We start from the raw sequence: 16557 nt of genomic DNA, 5'->3' as shown, positions 1-16557 counted from the left end.
CGAAGCTAGGCTTCCTCGAAACCTACCGAAGCTGGGCTTCCTCGAAACCCACCGAAGCTAGGCTTCCTCCCCTCTCCCGCTTGCGGGGTGAGGGGGGTAGTTTGCGAACCAAAGGTTCGCTACCCCACGAACGCCCTTGCGCCAGCGCAAGGGCCGGGGCGCGGAGCGGGGGCAGGGGGTGAGGGCCTTCGCCCTCACTGACCCCCAACGAAGGTTGCTGTCCCGCTCCGAGGCCACGCAAAGCCCAACTTCCGCAAACCCCCTCACAAACCCCCTCACAAGCCCCCTCACAAGCCCCCCGTAAGAGCGCGCTAAACTCCGCCACAACGGGGCACAAGGCGGGGGCCGATGGAGCTGTCTTCCATCCTGATAGTCGATGACGATGCAGCTTCGCTGGCGAGGCTGGCTAGGCTCGTGGCAGAACTCCCGGCAGATCGAGTATCGCAGATCGACACCGCCGCAGATCTCGCCGGCGCCCGTGCCTTACTGCAGGGCAGGCATTTCGATCTCGCCTTGGTCGACATGCAATTGCCCGACGGCACCGGCATCGATCTGATCGGCTGGATGCAGCAGCACCTGCCGAAAATGCAGGCGGTGATCGTGTCGGCATTCGCCGAAGAAGAAGCCATTTTTGCCGCACTGCGTGCCGGCGCCGTGGGCTACCTGCTCAAGGACCGCGAGGACATCGAATTGACGGTTGCGCTGCGTAGCCTGCAACGCGGCGGCGCGCCTATCGACCCGATGATCGCACGCCGCATTCTTGCGCTGCTGCCCGCTGCACAGTTGCCAGTGGCCGCGCCACCGGCGGCCAGCGTGCACCTGTCAGAGCGTGAGCTCGGCATTCTTGCGCATGTCGCCCAGGGCTACGGCAACCGTGAAATCGCCGAACTGCTCGGGCTGTCACGGCTCACCATCGAAGCGCATACCCGCAACATCTACCGCAAGCTGGCAGTGGGTTCGCGGACCGCGGCGGTATACGAAGCACGCGCGATGGGACTGCTGCCTTGATCCGCTGGTTGCTGCTGTTGCTTGTGTGGGCATGCACGGTCCCAGCCCAGGCACAGACGCCGGATGTACTGCGCATCAGCCAGGCGGAGGCGGTGCGTGCGGACTGGCACTCGTCAGCGGCACCGTCGCAGGGTTGGGTGCAGGTGCCACTGGCCGACCAATGGCAGACCCGCTGGCCGGACCACGATGGCGTGGTCTGGTATCGGCTGCGTTGGCAGCAAGCTGATGCCAATCAACCTACCGGCCTGCTGCTGGATTACACCTGCATGGCGGCCGCCGTTTACCTCAATGGCAGCTTGATCGATCGCGATGCATCGCTGGTCGAACCGCTATCGCGCAGCTGGCATGTGCCGCGCTATTTCCTGCTGCAGTCACCGCTGCTAAGGCAGGGAGACAATGAGCTGCTGGTTCGGGTGTCCGGGCTGGCGGCTTACCAGCCCTCGCTCGGCGTGGTGGACGTAGGCGATCCGCAGACGCTGCAGGCGCGCTATCGCCAGCAAGTGTTCGTCCGCCATGACCTGCAGGTTCTGGACAGCGCTATCGGCTTGGTACTGGCGGCGGTCATCGGCTTGTTCTGGCTGCTGCGGCGCAAAGAATCGATGTATGGCTGGTACGCCCTGAGCGCGGTATTCGGGCGGCTGTATGACAGCAATTTCTTCGCCACCAGTCCGTGGCCGTTCGCCACCACCGATGGCTGGCAGGCCTTCATCGGCGCCTGCTATGTGGCAGGCGCCGCTGCGCACACGATATTTCTGCTGCGTTTCTGCGAACGGCGTTGGCCGCGCCTGGAGCGGTTGCTGCTGGGCATCGCGATGCTGGTGATGGCGGGCGCGTTGCTATGGCCGCAGTGGATGGGGCCGAACCGCAATATCTACCTGGTGCCGACCATTGCCTTTCTCTATGCAGTGTCGTTCACCTTCATGGCCTATGCGCTGCGCAGCGGCCGGCGCGACTACCAGGTGCTGGCGCTGTGCATCATCCTGCCGATCGCGGTGTCGTTGCATGACCTTGGTGTCTATATGGGCTGGTACGGCGGTGTCAGCTATCTGGGTTCATTCACCTCGCCGCTGATGTTGCTGGGCATGGGCTTTGTCCTTGCCTATCGCTTTGCCAATACCATGCAGCGGGTGGAAGGTTTCAATGCCGAGCTGCGGCACGAAGTGCAGCAGGCCACCACCCAGCTGGCGGACACCTTGCAGCAGCAGCACGCGTTGGCCTTGTCGCACAGCCGCGCCGGTGAGCGCCTGCAGCTGGTACGTGATCTGCACGACGGGTTTGGCGGCACGCTGGTGGGCGCCATCGCGCGGCTGGAGCAGGCAGCCGATGACATGCCGCGACAGCAGGTGATCGGAGTGCTGCGCGAGATGCGCGATGACCTGCGGTTGGTGATCGACAGTACCGCGCGCGAACAGGCCGATCTGGCCGAGCTTCTGATACCGCTGCGGCATCGCGCCAGCAGCTTGCTGGAGGCGGCCGACATCCAGGCGCATTGGCACCTGCATGATATTCAGGGCGTGGAGCTGGGCGCGACGCGCAGCCTGGACCTGCTGCGGCTGTTGCAGGAAGGCCTGACCAATGTGTTCAAGCACAGTCGCGCACGGCGTGTGGATGTCTACCTGCGCCGGCAGGGCGATCAGCTGCAACTGCATATCGACGACGATGGCGTCGGCCTGATGCAGAGCACCGGCAACCTGACTGCGGTACGCGCGGGCGCGGGACTGGCCAGCATGCGCCTGCGCGCGCGCAGGCTCGGTGGCGAGCTGCAGGTGCTGCCCGCCGCCAATGGCGCCGGCACCCGCCTGGCCTTGGTGTTGTCCGTGCTGTGATCAACCCTGCCACGGTCCGGCAACACCGGCGTTACCTGATTTCGTGGATGCGGCACAGCAAGCTCAGGCGTTAGCTTTCCCCCTTGTTGATTCGGGGGAACCGTTCATGAGCCGTCACCTTGTAACCGCCGCCATGCCGTTGGCGGCCACCTTGCTTGCCTTGCTGCCGTGGTTGCCGGTGCATGCCGCTGAAGTGGTTGGCGGAACCTCACCCACAGCTCCCTGCACACAGGACACGAGCACCGGCGCCATCGCCTGCCAGGACGGCAGCAGGGTGGGTAGCGACGGTGCCCCAGGTGCGCCGCAACTGGGTTCGAGCAGCTCCGCGGGCGGGCTGGGCAATGCCACCGGCAATGCCGCTTTCGGGCAGGGCAGTTCAGCTGGCTTGGGCGGGCAGGGCTCAAATGGCACCGCCGGGGGAACCGGCGGGATCGGTGGCAATGGGGGGGCCTACAACTTGGCATTCGGTACTAGCAGCAGTGCGGGTAACGGCGGCAAGGCGGGTCAGGGCAGCGCGGGTGGCACGGGTGGCAATGGTGGCGCAGGCGGCAACTACAACATCGCGTTGGGCAATGGCAGCCAGGCCGGAAACGGCGGTGACGGCAGAGACATGTGCTGTGGTTTCGGAGCCCCCGCGGGCGCCGCGGGTACGGACAACAATGTCGCCATCGGCAGGAATGCGAAGGCCAGCGGTGGTGGCTCCGTGGCCTTGGGCGCAGGCAGCAGCGATGAGGGTGCCGCGAACGTGGTTTCGGTGGGTTCGGCCAGCTTGAAACGGCGCATAAGCAACGTGGCAGCCGGCATCAATGCCAACGACGCCGTCAACCTCACGCAGCTGGCGGCGTTGTCCGGCGTGCTTGGCGGTGGAGCGGGCTACAGCGGTGGAATTTTCACCGCCCCCAGCTATCTCATCCAAGGTTCCAGCTACCAGCAGATAGGCGGTGCATTGGGCGCGTTGGATGGTGCCTTGTCCGCGCAGAACAGCAGCCTTGCCGCGCTCGCGGCAAGCGGTGACGCGGCCACCCTGGTGTCTGCAATGCAGTACACCGACCAGCAGTTGGCCGGTGGCCAGAACGTTGCCCTGCAAGCGGCGCAGGTACATGCCGATGCGGGTGACACAGCGACGCTGGCGGCGGCATCGGGCTATACCGATACGCGGGTGGCGGCAGTGCGTGCTGAAGTGAATGCTGGTGACAGCGCAACCCTGGCATCGGCCAATCAATACACCGATACCGCAGCCGCGCAGTCACTGGGCAGCGCGCGCGCGTATACCGATGCAGCCGTTGCCGCGTTCAGCGATGACTTCAGCCGTTTCGGCGATGGGGTGAACCGGCGCCTGCACGATCAGGACCGGCGCATTGATCGGATGGGGGCGATGACGTCGGCAATGACCAACATGGCGATGAATGCCGCTGGCGGGCAGAGTGCGCGCGGACGGGTGGCGGTGGGTGCAGGTTTCCAGGGTGGGGAGCAGGCCTTGTCGGTTGGCTATGGTGTACGCCTGGGTGCACGTGGCTCGTTCTCGTTGGGGGGCGCGTTTGCAGGCGGCGAGAAGTCGGCCGGTGTTGGCTTCGGCCTCGATCTTTGATGCTGGCGCGGGCTGATGGACGGCAGGGCGGTGCAGATCGCTCAATGCAGCGAAGCATTTGATCCGTTGGCGGCGCCTGGGCTGCCTTCCTTGCGGAGGGTAAAGCCGCGCGCGGCGACATCCTGCAGCAAGTCTTGGATCCGTTACGACCCAGGGTTCCGTCACCGTGTTGAAATGTCCGCTGGTGGCGAGGCGTGGCTCAGCATCGTGCGTGCACAGCAGACAATGCTGGCACTGGTGCAGCATCTGGGGCGGTGAGTACTGCCAGCTGGCTGGTCGTGCTGTTTAAACCTTTTCAGTGCTTTGTGCATCCAAGCCTGAGGTGGGTGCGCAACGCACCTGCCATGCCCTGCCACCCAGCGACCGGAACCACGCCATGCAATTCGCAGCCCGCCCCTACCTGCTTTGCCTGCAGGCCGTTCTTCTTGTGTGCTGCGCGCCGGTGTTTGCCGCAACACTTGGTGATGCCAACCAGGCGACGCACCGCTTCATTGCAACGACGATGAAGGAGCGGGGTATTCCAGGCATGCAGGTTGCGGTGGTCAAGGACAACCGCGTGGTGTTCTCGGAGGCATCTGGTCTGGCCAATGTGGAGAACAAAATCGCCGCCACGCGCAGCACTTTGTTTCCGATCAACTCGGCGACCAAGGCATTCACCGGTGTGGCGCTGATGCAGCTGGTCGAGGCCGGGCAGGTGGATCTTGATGCGCCCATTGCCACGTATCTGCAGCAGCTGCCGGTGGCATGGCAGGGCATTCGTGTGCGTCAGTTGCTGGCGCATACCTCCGGCTTGCCGGATATCGTTGATGGCAACGGTCTGGTGGGCGGTGGTTCCGAAGCGCAGGCCTGGCAGTTGCTGGAGCAGCAGCCGATGCAGGCAGCACCGGGTGCGCAGTTTGTTTACAACCAGACCAACTACGCCTTGTTGGCGAGGATCATCGCCCGGTGCAGCGGTAGCAGCTACGAAGACCATCTGGCCGCGCACCAGTTCAAGCCGCTGGGCATGGCCCACACCCGCTTCGGCGACAGCTACGACCTGGTGCCGAATGCGGCCACCATGTACAGCTTCTTCCCGCGCAGCAGTGATGCGGCCGACACCCCGGCGCGGCTGTCGCACTGGTTCTATGACATGCCACACGGCTTGTGGGCAGGTGGCGGTATCCAGATCACTGCTGACGAATTGGCGCAGTGGTTGGCAGCCTTGCTGCAGCATCGTGTGCTGGCTGCCGACAGCCTTGCGCGCATGTGGACGCCGGAGCGTTTGAATGATGGCAGCGAGGGCGACTGGGCTGCGGGCTGGCCGGTGTCCACGCTGCAGGGACGGCGCCAGGTCAGCAGCTTCGGCGGTGCACGGGCGGCGTTGGTGATGTACCCGGAGCAAGGCTTGGCGGTTGTGGTGTTGACCAACCTGGTCGGTGCCAACCCACAACAGTTCACCGCGCAGATCGCCGATTTCTACAGATGACAGGCGCTGTTGCTCCCTCCCTTGCGCCGAAGGCGGAGGGGAGGGTTGGGGAGGGGTAGGCTCTGGTCTTTCAGGCTTTGCGAGTTTCGCGGCTGACGCCGCTCCCACAAAAGCAGATCCTTTTCTCAGTACAGATCCATCGGGTCTACATCCAGCGACCAGCGCACCCGGCGCGCCTGCGGCAGCCCGTAGGCCTGCGCCATGACGCTGTCCAATGCGGCATGCAGCGGCCGGCGTTGTGCGGCCGACAACAACAACTGCGTGCGCTGGAAACCCGCGCGGCGTGGCATCGGTGCCGGCATGGGGCCAAAGCGTTCGACATCACTCTGTGTCGGGATCAGCTGCTTGAGTGCGGCCAGGAACTCATTGGCCTGTTCCACCTGTTTGGCTTCGGCACGCAGCAAAGCCATATGCGCGAAGGGCGGAAATCCCGCCGCCTCGCGCTGCAGCAGTTCGGCATCGGCAAAGGCGTGGTAGCCACCGTTGACCAGCGTGTGCAGCAGCGCATTGTCCGGGTGATGGGTCTGCAGCCAGACCTCGCCGGGGCGCTCGGCGCGGCCTGCGCGGCCTGCGACCTGGATCAACTGCTGCGCCAGTTTTTCGCTGGCGCGGAAGTCGGCCGAGAACAGGCCTTCGTCGATGCCGACCACTACCACCAGGGTCAGCTTCGGCAGGTCGTGGCCCTTGGCCAGGATCTGCGTGCCGACCAGGATGCCGGGCTGCTCGCCCAGTGTTGCCAGGGTCTGCTCCAACGCATCGCGGCGGCTGGTGGTGCTGCGGTCGATGCGCAGCACCGGGTAATCCGGAAACAACTGCAGCAGGCGTTCTTCCAGCCGCTCGGTGCCGATACCCTGCGGCTGCAGCGCAAGGCTGGCGCAATCCGGGCAGGCCAGCGGTACCGGTTGGCGCGCGCCGCAGTGATGGCATTGCAGGCGGCGGCCAGCGCCGTGCACCGTCATCGGGGTCTTGTGCAGGGGCGTGCTGCAGCGCTTGCACGGCGCGGTCCAGCCGCAGTCATGGCAGAGCAGTACCGGCGCGTAACCACGCCGGTTCTTGAACACCAGTACCTGGCTGCCGGCCTTCAGATGCTGCTCGATACCGACCAGCACTTCCGGCGACAGGCCATCCTGCAGCGAACGTTTGCGCACGTCGAACACGCGCACGCTGGGTGGCTTGGCATCGCCGGCACGCTGCTGCAGGCGCAGGTGCGTGTAGCGGCCGCTGCGTGCGTTGTGCAGCGACTCCAACGAGGGGGTGGCGCTGCCTAGTACCACCGGCACGTTCAGCGCCTTGCCACGCACCAATGCGAAATCACGCGCGTGGTAGCGGATGCCGTCCTGCTGCTTGTAGCTGCCATCGTGTTCTTCATCGATGACGATCAAGCCGGCCTGCGGCAACGGCGTGAAAATCGCCGAGCGGGTACCGACGATCACCCGCGCCTCGCCGCGTGATGCTGCGGCCCAGACGCGCGCACGTTCGTTATCGTTCAAACCCGAATGCAGTGCATGCACAGGAATGCCCAGGCGGCTGCGGAAGCGATGCAGGGTCTGCGGGGTCAGGCCGATTTCCGGCACCAGCACCAGCGCCTGCTTGCCCTGTTGCAGGCAATGGCAGATGGCCTGCAGGTAGACCTCGGTCTTGCCGCTGCCGGTGACGCCATCGAGCAGGAAGGGCTGGAAGCCATCGGCCGCCTGCAGCGCATCGATGGCCTGTTGTTGCTGCGGGTTGGGCTGCGGGCCCGGCACGATGCGCGGCTGCGGGATAACCGCTGGCACTTCGATGCGCTGTACATGCTCGCGCTTGAGCAGCGCGCGGGCGGCGCTGCGCCAGTCGTCCAACTGCTCGTCGAGCAGGTCTTCATTGACTGCGCCATCGAGCAGCAGCGTGGCCAGCCCCTGCGGGCGGGTGCCGCTGCGCAGGCGCGCGTAGCCGGTACGGCCGGCGTCGGTCAGTTGCCAGGCCCAGCCGTGGGTATCGGGCAGGGCGTCGCCGCGGCGCAAGGGTGCCGGCAATGCTGTGGCGATCACCTCGCCGAGCGGGGCATGGCTGTAGCGCGCCAGCCAGCGCAGGCTGGCGCTGAGTTCGCCCTGCAGCAAGGCGCTGTCGTCGAGCCACTGCAGGGCCGGGCGCAGGTTGGCCGGGTCATCGCTCAAGCCTATCGACTCCACCACCCCGACCAGCTCGCGCGGCCCGAACGGCACCCGCAAGCGGCGGCCGACATCCTCTTCCCGAGGTGCAGGGCTGCCGGCAGGGGGCAGGTAATCGAACACTTGGGGCAGCGGCACCGGCAGGGCGATGCGGAGAGTGGGGCAGGCAGGCATGGGACCAGTTTAGCGGCAGCGGACGGTTTGGCCCCCGCCATTCACCGGCATCGGGGCCCTGTGAAGTCCTGCATAAATGAGGCGTAAACGCTGGCTGCGCTTGGGGATTTATTGTTATCCACATTTCCTGTGGATAACTCTGTGGGTGAGTAATGTGCTCCACGCGCTCAAGGCGATGGTTGGGGCTTCTGAGTCAACTTGGACAAAAAATAGCCACAAAGAATAAGTTATTAAAATCAATAACTTATCCGTGAAACAAAAACGAAATACAGTCTCGGTGCGGTATGCGCGGCGAGTTGGCCGCAGCGTATTGACGCTGTGCACAAGTTGTTGCAGGCCCTTGCAAAAGCCGCCGGTTGATGGCGTGGGGCGTCGGCAGCGCGGTGTGCGCTCGGTATCATCACGGCATGACGGAGTTCACATGATGGCTGCACCAGCCCCTCTTTCGCCGGCCGCAGCCAACGCTCTGTCCGCCTTTCTGCGCGGGGTGGAACGCCGTGCCCTGGTTGTTGCTGAATTGCAGGCCGGTGATGCCGTGGTGGGTGAGCGGGCAGTGGCCGTGGCGATGCGCGCCTTCGCCGGCCCGGCCGCGCAACTATTGATGGTGGAATGGCCGGCCCGCTTCTGGGGGCTGCTGTGCAGCACCCCGCTGTTGTTGAAGCCGGCCAGCCCGGGGCAATGGGAGCCGGCCTTGGCCCATCTCGGCAGCCTGGCTGCCGGCGAGCGCCTGGCGTTGTTGCTGCGGATTGGCGCCGGGCTGGATGAAGCGCCGGCTGCTGCCGTGCTGGGTGTGGATGCCGGTGCCTACCGGCAGGCCCTGGCCGGCGCCTGTCCGTTGGATGCCGGTGGGCGGCCAGACGCTGCCAGCTGGCGCGCGCTGGCCGAACACGTGCAGACCCGCATCCGCGACCTGTCGCCACCGCGCCTGCAGCAGCTCGAACAACTGCGTGAGTCGGTCATCACCGGCGCGTTGCCGGCGGCGTCCCCCGCCGCGGCGCCCAGCCAGCGGGTGGAAGAGGAGCGGCGGCGCAAGCCGGCACCACGGCGCAAACCCGCGCAGGCCTGGACGCTGCGCACCTGGTTGCTGCTGTGCCTGCCCTTGCTGTTGCTGGCGGTGGTGGCCCTGTGGTGGTGGCGTTCGCACACCACGGTGGCGGCCGATCCCAATGCCGGCAATGGCCTGTCCGACAACGGCCCGGTGCAGGTTGAAGCGCTGCCCGATGACAGCACGCCAGCCGGCCCAGGCGAAGACCCGCATGCCGCCAGTGATGCGGCGATGCTGGCCGATGCCGAGCTGGATATCGCCCGCGACGCTGATCTGTATGCCTGGTATGCCGCCGGCGGCCCGATCCCGGTGGACGAATCGCAGCCGCAGCCAAGCCGTCCGGAACCGGCCGGTGCTGCATTGGAGACCAGCGATGCCGATGAATAAGTTCGGGCTGGCCTGTCTACTGGCGTGCGTGTCGTTGGCGTTGTCCTCGCATGCCGCCGTGCCCAGCGCAGTACCAGCGACGCCGGCGCCCGCGCGCAGTGTCGGCGTGGCCGGCATACAGACCAGTTGGGCCACGCTGAGCCCGGACCAGAAGCGCGAGCTGCGCAGCCGTTATGCGGCCTGGCAGGCCTTGCCGGAAAGCGAGCGCCAGCGCATCCGCCACGCAGCGGCGGCGGTTGCCGCGCTGCCGGTCGCAGAGCAGCAGGCATTGCGCGCCCGCTACCTGGATATCGATCAGATGCACCGCGATGGCTGGCTGCTGGGCCCACAGCTGGGTGTCCTGTATCCGCGCCTGCAACCCTTGTTCGGCTATCTGCCGGCCGCGCAGCGGGAACCGGTGATGGCCTTGCTGCGCCAGCTCGACGCTGCCCAGCTGGAGCAGTTGAGCCTGATTTCGCAGCGTACGCCGCCGCAACAACGCGAAGAACTGCGCACCCAGCTGCTGGCGCTGGCGCCGGCCCAACGCGATGCCTGGCTGCGCGAGAAAGTGGGGCACTGACGCAGCCGGCAGGCCGTTCATCCGCGGTGCGGGGCTGTAACGCCGCCGCCACGGTAGAATAGGCACACTCCGCAACCCGGCATCTGCGCGCGTCCTGCGCCGGCCGTAGTCTGCGTCCCCTGGTTTTATGTCTATGTCTCCCGCTACGCCGCGCTTCCTGCAGGAAGTGCGGACGACCGGACTGCTTGCCCTGCCTCTGGTGCTGGGCCACGTCTCCACCGGTCTGATTGCCTTTGTCGACAACACCATCGCCGGCCACCACGGCACCGATACCTTTGCTGCAGTCAGCATTGGCACGGCCTTGCTGTGGCTGCCGATGCTGGTGCCGATCGGCACCTTGATCTCGCTCACCGCCTCGGTGTCACAGCTGCATGGCGCTGGCCGTGAGCGTGAAATCGGCCCCTTGTTCCGCCAGGCGCTGTGGCTGGGCGTGGGCTTGAGCGCGCTGATGTTCCTGTTCCTGAGCGTGGTGCCGGCGTTCCTGCCCGCGTTTGGCATTGCCCCGGAAATCGTGCCCGGCGCCACCGACTTCCTGCATGCCATCCGCTGGGGTGTGCCTGCATTGACGTTGTATTTCTGCATGCGCTACCTCAGTGAAGGCATGCACTGGACGCTGCCGACCATGCTGATTGGTTTTGGCGGCCTGCTGGTGCTCGGGCCATTGGGTTATGCGCTGTGCAACGGCAAGTTCGGTTTCCCGGAGATGGGCGCCGAAGGCCTGGGCATCGCGTCGTCGGTGACCATGTGGGTGCAGGCCCTGGCCTTCGCCACTTACCTGTGGACCACCAAGCGCTTTGCCCACCTTGAGTTGTTCACCCATTTCGAATTGCCGCGCTGGCGGGCGATCTGGGACCTGCTGCGCACCGGTCTGCCGATCGGCATCACCGTGCTGATGGAGGGTGGTTTGTTCATCATCACCGCGCTGCTGATCGGCCGTATTGGTGCCACCGAAGCCAGCGCCCACCAGATCGCGATCAACGTGGCGCAGCTGTGTTTCATGATCCCGATGGGCGTGGCCGAAGCCACCACCGTGCGCGTCGGCCATGCCGTGGGCAGCAACGACCCGCTGGGCGTGCGCCGGGCCACCTGGGCCGGTTACGGGATCGTGCTGGTCACCCAGATGGTATCGATCACCGCGCTGCTGCTCGGCCACGACGCGGTGGTGGGTTTGTACACCAACGACCTTGCGGTGGCCGCATTGGCCTCCACCTTGTTGTTGTATGCGGCAGCCTTCCAGATTCCCGATGGCATCCAGGTGCTGTCCGCCGGCGCCCTGCGCGGGCTCAAGGACACCCGGGTACCGATGTTCATCGCCATGTTTGCTTATTGGGGCGTGGGCATGCCGGTCGGCGCCGGGCTTGGACTGGGTCTGGGCTGGGGGCCGCAGGGCATGTGGATCGGCCTGATCATCGGCTTGACCGTGGCCGCCGTACTGTTGGGTTGGCGGTTGCGGGTCAGCAGCAGCCGGCTTATCGCCCAGGCTTCCCCCTGACTTAAAGGCTATGCCGGCGGCGTCCGGTTATGCGTATCCTGACTTGCAACCAGCCCCCACCGGAGCGTCCATGAATCCCCCCCCCTTGCCACGCCGCAATCCCATTGCCAGCTTCTTCATCGGCCTGTGGGATGTAATGAACTTCACCCGGCGGCTGATCCTCAACCTGCTGTTCTTCGGCCTGTTGTTCCTGATCCTGATCGGCTTGATGGTTGCCGTGGGCAAGGGCGCCTCATCGACCGCCCTGCTGCAGGAAGGCACCACCCTGGTGATCGCGCCGGAAGGCCGCCTGGTCGAGCAGTACAGCACCGACCCGCTCAGCCGCGCGCTGGGCAAGGCGCTGGGTGAACGCAATGCCGAAGAGCTGCAGCTGCGCGATCTGATCCGCGCCATCGAAGCGGCCAAGGACGACAAGAAGATCAACCGCGTGGTGCTGCAGCTGGACAAGCTGCAGCCCAGCGGCTTCGCCTCGATGCGCGAAGTGACGGCTGCACTGCAGGACCTGCGTGCGGCCAACAAGCAGGTCGTGGCCTTCAGCGAGAACATGGGCCAGTCGCAATACCTGCTGGCCGCGCAGGCCGATGAGATCTACCTGGATCCGATGGGTGGCCTGCTGCTGGAAGGCCTGGGCCGCTACCGCCAGTATTTCCGCAGTGGCCTGCAGGACAAGCTGGGCGTGGACGTGCACCTGTTCAAGGTGGGCGAGTTCAAGTCCGCCGCCGAGCCCTATGTGCTCGACGCCGCCTCGCCGCAGGCCAAGGAAGCCGACCTGTTCTGGATGAACGACGTGTGGCAGCGCTACCTGGGCGACATCGCCAAGGCACGCAAGCTGGACGCCGCACAGCTGGCGGCCGGCATCGATACCCTGCCTGAAGGGGTTGCCGCCGCCGAAGGCGACCTGGCCCGCTTCGCCCTGCAGCAGAAGCTGGTGGATGGCCTGAAGACCCGCGAAGAAGTGGATGCCCTGCTCACCGAGCGTGGCGTGGCCGACAGCGATGCCGACGGTGGCTACCGCCAGATCAGCCTGGGCGACTACCTGACCCAGGTCGATGCACACCGCTCGCCGGTGGATTCGCGTCCGCAGGTGGCGGTGGTGGTGGCCGAAGGCGAAATCGGCGGCGGTGACCTGCCGGCCGGCCGCATCGGCGGCGTTTCGACCTCGGCACTGCTGCGTGAGGCCCGCGACGATGATGACGTGAAGGCCGTGGTGCTGCGCGTGGATTCGCCCGGTGGCGAAGTATTCGCCTCCGAGCAGATCCGTCGCGAAGTTGAAGCCCTCAAGACTGCCGGCAAGCCGGTGGTGGTATCGATGGGCGACATGGCGGCATCGGGTGGTTACTGGATCAGCATGAACGCTGACCGCATCTACGCCGATGAATCCACCATCACCGGTTCGATCGGCATCTTCGGCATGATCCCGAACTTCGCCCGCAGCCTGGACAAGATCGGCGTGCACACCGATGGCGTGGGCACCACCCGTTTTGCCGGCGCGTTCGACGTGACCCGGCCGATGGACCCGGCCGTGGGCCAGGTGATCCAGTCGGTGATCAACAAGGGTTATGCCGATTTCACCGGCAAGGTGGCAGCGGCACGCAAGAAGCCGGTTGAAGCGGTGGACGAAGTTGCACGCGGCCGTGTGTGGAGCGGTGCGCAGGCCAAGGAACGCGGTCTGGTGGACGAGTTTGGTGGCTTGAAGGCTGCCGTCGAGCACGCAGCGACCTTGGCCAAGCTGGGCGAGGCCGGCAAGTTCCGCGTGCGTTACATCGAGAAGGCAGCCACCCCGTTTGCACAGTTCATGACCGGCTTTGCCGGCAGCCGTGCAGGCGCCTGGATGCTGGCCGACTCGGGCATCGCGCGCATGCTGATCGCCAAGCAGATGCCGGAGCTGGACACCCAGCTGCGCTTCGTCGAAGACGCAGTGAAGGACCGCAACGGCGCACCGGTGAAGTCACTGGCGTATTGCTTCTGCGGTTTGTAAGCACGCTTGTGTAGCGCGTAATCACAACGCCGCCTTCGGGCGGCGTTGTTGTTTGTGGCATGTAATGCCGAGCCATGCTCGGCAGAAAGAAGCCCTGTAGTGCCGAGCCATGCTCGGCAGAGGCTTTCCAAGCAATGCCACTGTAGTGCCGAGCCATGCTCGGCAGAGGCCTTCCAAGCAATGCCACTGTAGTGCCGAGCCATGCTCGGCAAGAGGCTTTCCAAGCAATGCCCCTGTAGTGCCGAGCCATGCTCGGCAGAGGCTTTCCAAGCAATGCCCCTGTAGTACCGAGCCATGCTCGGCAAGAGGCCTTCCCGGTAACGCCCAATGCCGAGCATGGCTCGGCACTACAGGTGTACGTCCTACTGGCCGCTCGCACCTTCAGCTGCATCCAGTGCGGTTTGCTGCGCCTTGGCAGCATCCTCGGCCGCCGCTGCGGTGGCCTTGGCCTTATCCAGATCCTTCTTCATCGCATCACGCAGCGCCGTGGCCTGCGGCTCTGGACGGCGTTCGGTCTCCGGCGGCTGCGGTTTGCCGCAGGCGGCCAGGCCAATCAGCAACGGTGGGATCAACAGGAAAAGGCGCTTCATTGGCATGCTCCGCGGGGCTCAGGCCGCTATCCTAGCCCCATCCCCCCGCAGCGTCCTTCCGCGACGCCGCACTCGAGCACCGAAGAGGAAAGGCAATGAACCCGCAGCGCTGGCGATTGGATGGACAGACCGCACTGGTAACCGGTGCAAGTGCCGGCATCGGTCTTGCGATCGCCCGCGAACTGCTGGGCTTCGGCGCCGATGTGCTGATCGTCGGGCGCGATGGCGATGCGCTGGAAACCGCGCGAGATGAACTGGCCGATGCATTCCCCGAGCGTGGCATCCACGCGCTTTCCGCCGATGTCAGTGACGACCAGGATCGCCAGGAAATCCTGGATTGGGTCGAGGACCACAGCGATGGCCTGAACATCCTGGTCAACAACGCCGGTGGCAATACCACCAAACCGGCGACCGAGTATTCCGAAGACGAGTGGCGCGGCATTTTCGAGACCAACCTGTTCTCGGCGTTCGAGCTGTGCCGCTACGCGCACCCGTTGCTTACCCGGCATGCTTCCTCGGCCATCGTCAACGTTGGCAGCGTGTCCGGCATCACCCATGTGCGCAGCGGCGTGGTCTATGGCATGACCAAGGCGGCGATGCAGCAGATGACCCGCAACCTGGCCTGCGAATGGGCCGAGGACGGCATCCGCGTGAACTCGGTGGCACCGTGGTACATCCGTACCCGCCGTACCTCCGGGCCCTTGTCCGATGCCGACTACTACGACGAAGTGATCGCGCGCACGCCGATGCGGCGTATCGGTGAGCCGGAGGAAGTGGCTTCGGCAGTGAGCTTCCTTTGCCTGCCGGCATCAAGCTACGTCACCGGCGAATGCATCGCGGTGGATGGCGGTTTCCTGCGCTACGGCTTCTGAGTCCTGCAGTCGCTGCCGTCGAGCAGCGATTGCAGCCGCTGATAATTCTTCTGCAGCGCCTGCGCCTGGCTGGGCGTGGCAAAGCGCCATTGCGATTCGGCCTCGTCCACCCGCTGCTGCCAGGTCGCGCACAGCTGTGCCGGATCAACCGCAGTGCAGGTATCACGCACCACTTCGCAGGCCTCGCCGGCGCCGGTCGTCGGGTTGCCGTCAAGGCCGGTTACCTGCATCGCCACGCAGCGTGATGGCGGCTCGCTGCTTTCGCTGAAGTAGCTCTCACCTTCGCGGGTGCGGCATTGGAACAGATCGGGCAAGGGTACTGGCGGTGCAATGGGCGCGGCAGGCACTTTTGCCGGCGTGGGTGCTGCCACTGGCGGCGCTTGCACGGGCGCTGCCATCAGCGTTGGCAGCGCGGCGGGCGGAGCCGGGGCTGGCATTGGCGGTGGAGTGTCCACCGCCTGCATGACTTTTCTGCTCTGCAGCTGGGTGCCCTTGGGGCAGGGCATGTTCTGCACGGTGAGTGCACCACTGGCATCGGTGCAGCGGTAGAACACGATTTCGCCGGCCTGCGCGCTGGCGCTGGCGCAGAGCAGCAGTGCGAGTAGATTGCGCATCAGGTTCCTCCGCAATCCTGTTCAAGCCGGGCATCGATGCCGCGCTGCTCGCGCATCAGTTCCTGGCGCTCGCTTTGCAGGGCACTGTTGTAGCGGCGGATCAGTTCCCAGCGGCGATCACGCAGGCGTGCACAGACTTCCTGCGGGGGCAGTGCATGGCAACTGTCACGCACCAGCACCGAACCCATCGGAACCGCGACGCCGGGCTGCCAAGGCCCGCCGCCACCGGGTGGGTGCGGTGGGCGTGGCCCACCGTGGCCGTGGCCGGGGAAAGTCGGATAGGCATAGCCCCAGGTTGGCACCCAGCGTGGATTGCCGTCGCTGTTGTCGCTGGTATAGCGCTCGCCCTCGCTGGTGACGCACTCATACATGGGCTGCGGCGGCTGTACCGTGACTACCCGCACCTCGCGCTGCAGTACCGGTGCAGCGGCCGCTGCCGGTGCTGCGGTTGCAGGGCGTGGTGGTGGATCCTTGGGGCGCGTCATGTCCAGCACCTGTTGCTGGTGGGCCTTGGTGCAGGGCGCATCCTGCAGCGATACCGCGCCATTGCTGCCCACACAGCGGTAGATGCGCACATTGTCGGCAGGACCGGCCGGAGGGGGATCAACCGCCAGTGCCGCGACGGGCAACCAGATCAGGCAACCGGGCAGGAGCAGGCGAAGGCGCATGGCGGCAGTGTGCCACGGCTGTGCACAGGTGGTGTTGTGGGAGCCCCGTGTAGAGCCGAGCCATGCTCGGCTGAGGCTCTACCGGTGAAGCTCCTGCCGAGCACGGCTCGGCACTACCGCTGCTCTTGAAGCATGGCTCGGCTC

Annotated in this window: 13 protein-coding genes; 9 read left to right on the top strand and 4 right to left on the bottom strand. The window is 65.5% G+C overall.

All coding sequences use genetic code 11. The features are described from left to right. Positions 1-348: 348 nt before the first annotated feature. The 4 genes from ABE493_RS17255 (at position 349) to ABE493_RS17240 (ending at position 5887) form a co-directional block, all read left to right on the top strand. Positions 349-1008 carry a response regulator transcription factor gene (locus ABE493_RS17255; protein WP_346500230.1) on the top strand — a complete coding sequence of 220 codons (660 nt, stop codon included), beginning with the start codon at positions 349-351 and terminating at the stop codon, positions 1006-1008. Further along, complete coding sequence (locus tag ABE493_RS17250) at positions 1005-2834, top strand: sensor histidine kinase (protein ID WP_346500228.1); 1830 nt, start codon at positions 1005-1007, stop codon at positions 2832-2834. The genes ABE493_RS17255 and ABE493_RS17250 overlap by 4 nt, the downstream gene beginning before the upstream one ends. A gap of 106 nt (positions 2835-2940) precedes the next feature. Continuing rightward, the gene (locus ABE493_RS17245) at positions 2941-4422 is read left to right on the top strand and encodes an adhesin (protein WP_346500225.1); all 1482 of its coding nucleotides are present in this window, start codon (positions 2941-2943) and stop codon (positions 4420-4422) included. Positions 4423-4798: 376 nt separating this feature from the next. After that, a complete protein-coding gene (locus ABE493_RS17240) occupies positions 4799-5887 on the top strand; it encodes a serine hydrolase domain-containing protein (RefSeq protein ID WP_346500223.1) in 1089 nt (362 codons plus the stop codon). A gap of 125 nt (positions 5888-6012) precedes the next feature. Here the strand turns inward: ABE493_RS17240 and ABE493_RS17235 are convergent, their stop codons facing one another. Further along, complete coding sequence (locus ABE493_RS17235; protein WP_346500221.1) at positions 6013-8208, bottom strand: primosomal protein N'; 2196 nt, start codon at positions 8206-8208, stop codon at positions 6013-6015. A gap of 421 nt (positions 8209-8629) precedes the next feature. Between ABE493_RS17235 and ABE493_RS17230 the strand changes: the two genes are divergently transcribed. The 4 genes from ABE493_RS17230 to sppA all read left to right on the top strand — a co-directional run bounded on the left by ABE493_RS17230 (position 8630) and on the right by sppA (position 13669). Next, positions 8630-9640, top strand: a complete 1011-nt coding sequence (locus ABE493_RS17230; protein ID WP_346500219.1) for a hypothetical protein — start codon at positions 8630-8632, stop codon at positions 9638-9640. Beyond that, on the top strand, positions 9627-10199 hold the full coding sequence (locus tag ABE493_RS17225) for a DUF3106 domain-containing protein (RefSeq protein ID WP_346500217.1): 573 nt from the start codon (positions 9627-9629) through the stop codon (positions 10197-10199). The genes ABE493_RS17230 and ABE493_RS17225 overlap by 14 nt, the downstream gene beginning before the upstream one ends. 127 nt (positions 10200-10326) lie before the next feature. Beyond that, a complete protein-coding gene (locus ABE493_RS17220; RefSeq protein WP_346500215.1) occupies positions 10327-11691 on the top strand; it encodes an MATE family efflux transporter in 1365 nt (454 codons plus the stop codon). A gap of 70 nt (positions 11692-11761) precedes the next feature. Further along, the gene (sppA, locus tag ABE493_RS17215; RefSeq protein ID WP_346500213.1) at positions 11762-13669 is read left to right on the top strand and encodes a signal peptide peptidase SppA; all 1908 of its coding nucleotides are present in this window, start codon (positions 11762-11764) and stop codon (positions 13667-13669) included. Between the two features lie 362 nt (positions 13670-14031). Here sppA and ABE493_RS17210 read toward each other — a convergent pair whose 3' ends face one another. Then, the gene (locus ABE493_RS17210) at positions 14032-14259 is read right to left on the bottom strand and encodes a hypothetical protein (RefSeq protein WP_346500210.1); all 228 of its coding nucleotides are present in this window, start codon (positions 14257-14259) and stop codon (positions 14032-14034) included. A gap of 95 nt (positions 14260-14354) precedes the next feature. On the opposite strand from ABE493_RS17210, the gene ABE493_RS17205 reads away from it, so the two are divergent. Then, positions 14355-15131, top strand: coding sequence for an SDR family oxidoreductase (locus ABE493_RS17205; protein ID WP_346500208.1), 777 nt, complete (start codon positions 14355-14357; stop codon positions 15129-15131). Here the strand turns inward: ABE493_RS17205 and ABE493_RS17200 are convergent. Further along, positions 15119-15745: a DUF4124 domain-containing protein gene (locus tag ABE493_RS17200; protein WP_346500206.1), complete on the bottom strand. Its 627-nt coding sequence runs from the start codon at positions 15743-15745 to the stop codon at positions 15119-15121. The two genes, ABE493_RS17205 and ABE493_RS17200, sit on opposite strands and share 13 nt — an antisense overlap. Further along, positions 15745-16413, bottom strand: a complete 669-nt coding sequence (locus ABE493_RS17195; protein WP_346500204.1) for a DUF4124 domain-containing protein — start codon at positions 16411-16413, stop codon at positions 15745-15747. The genes ABE493_RS17200 and ABE493_RS17195 overlap by 1 nt, the downstream gene beginning before the upstream one ends. Positions 16414-16557 lie beyond the last annotated feature (144 nt).

Origin of the sequence: Stenotrophomonas terrae, from assembly GCF_039674165.1 — a bacterium.
Classification (GTDB): domain Bacteria; phylum Pseudomonadota; class Gammaproteobacteria; order Xanthomonadales; family Xanthomonadaceae; genus Stenotrophomonas; species Stenotrophomonas terrae_A.
This window is presented reverse-complemented; position numbering and strand designations above follow the sequence as displayed.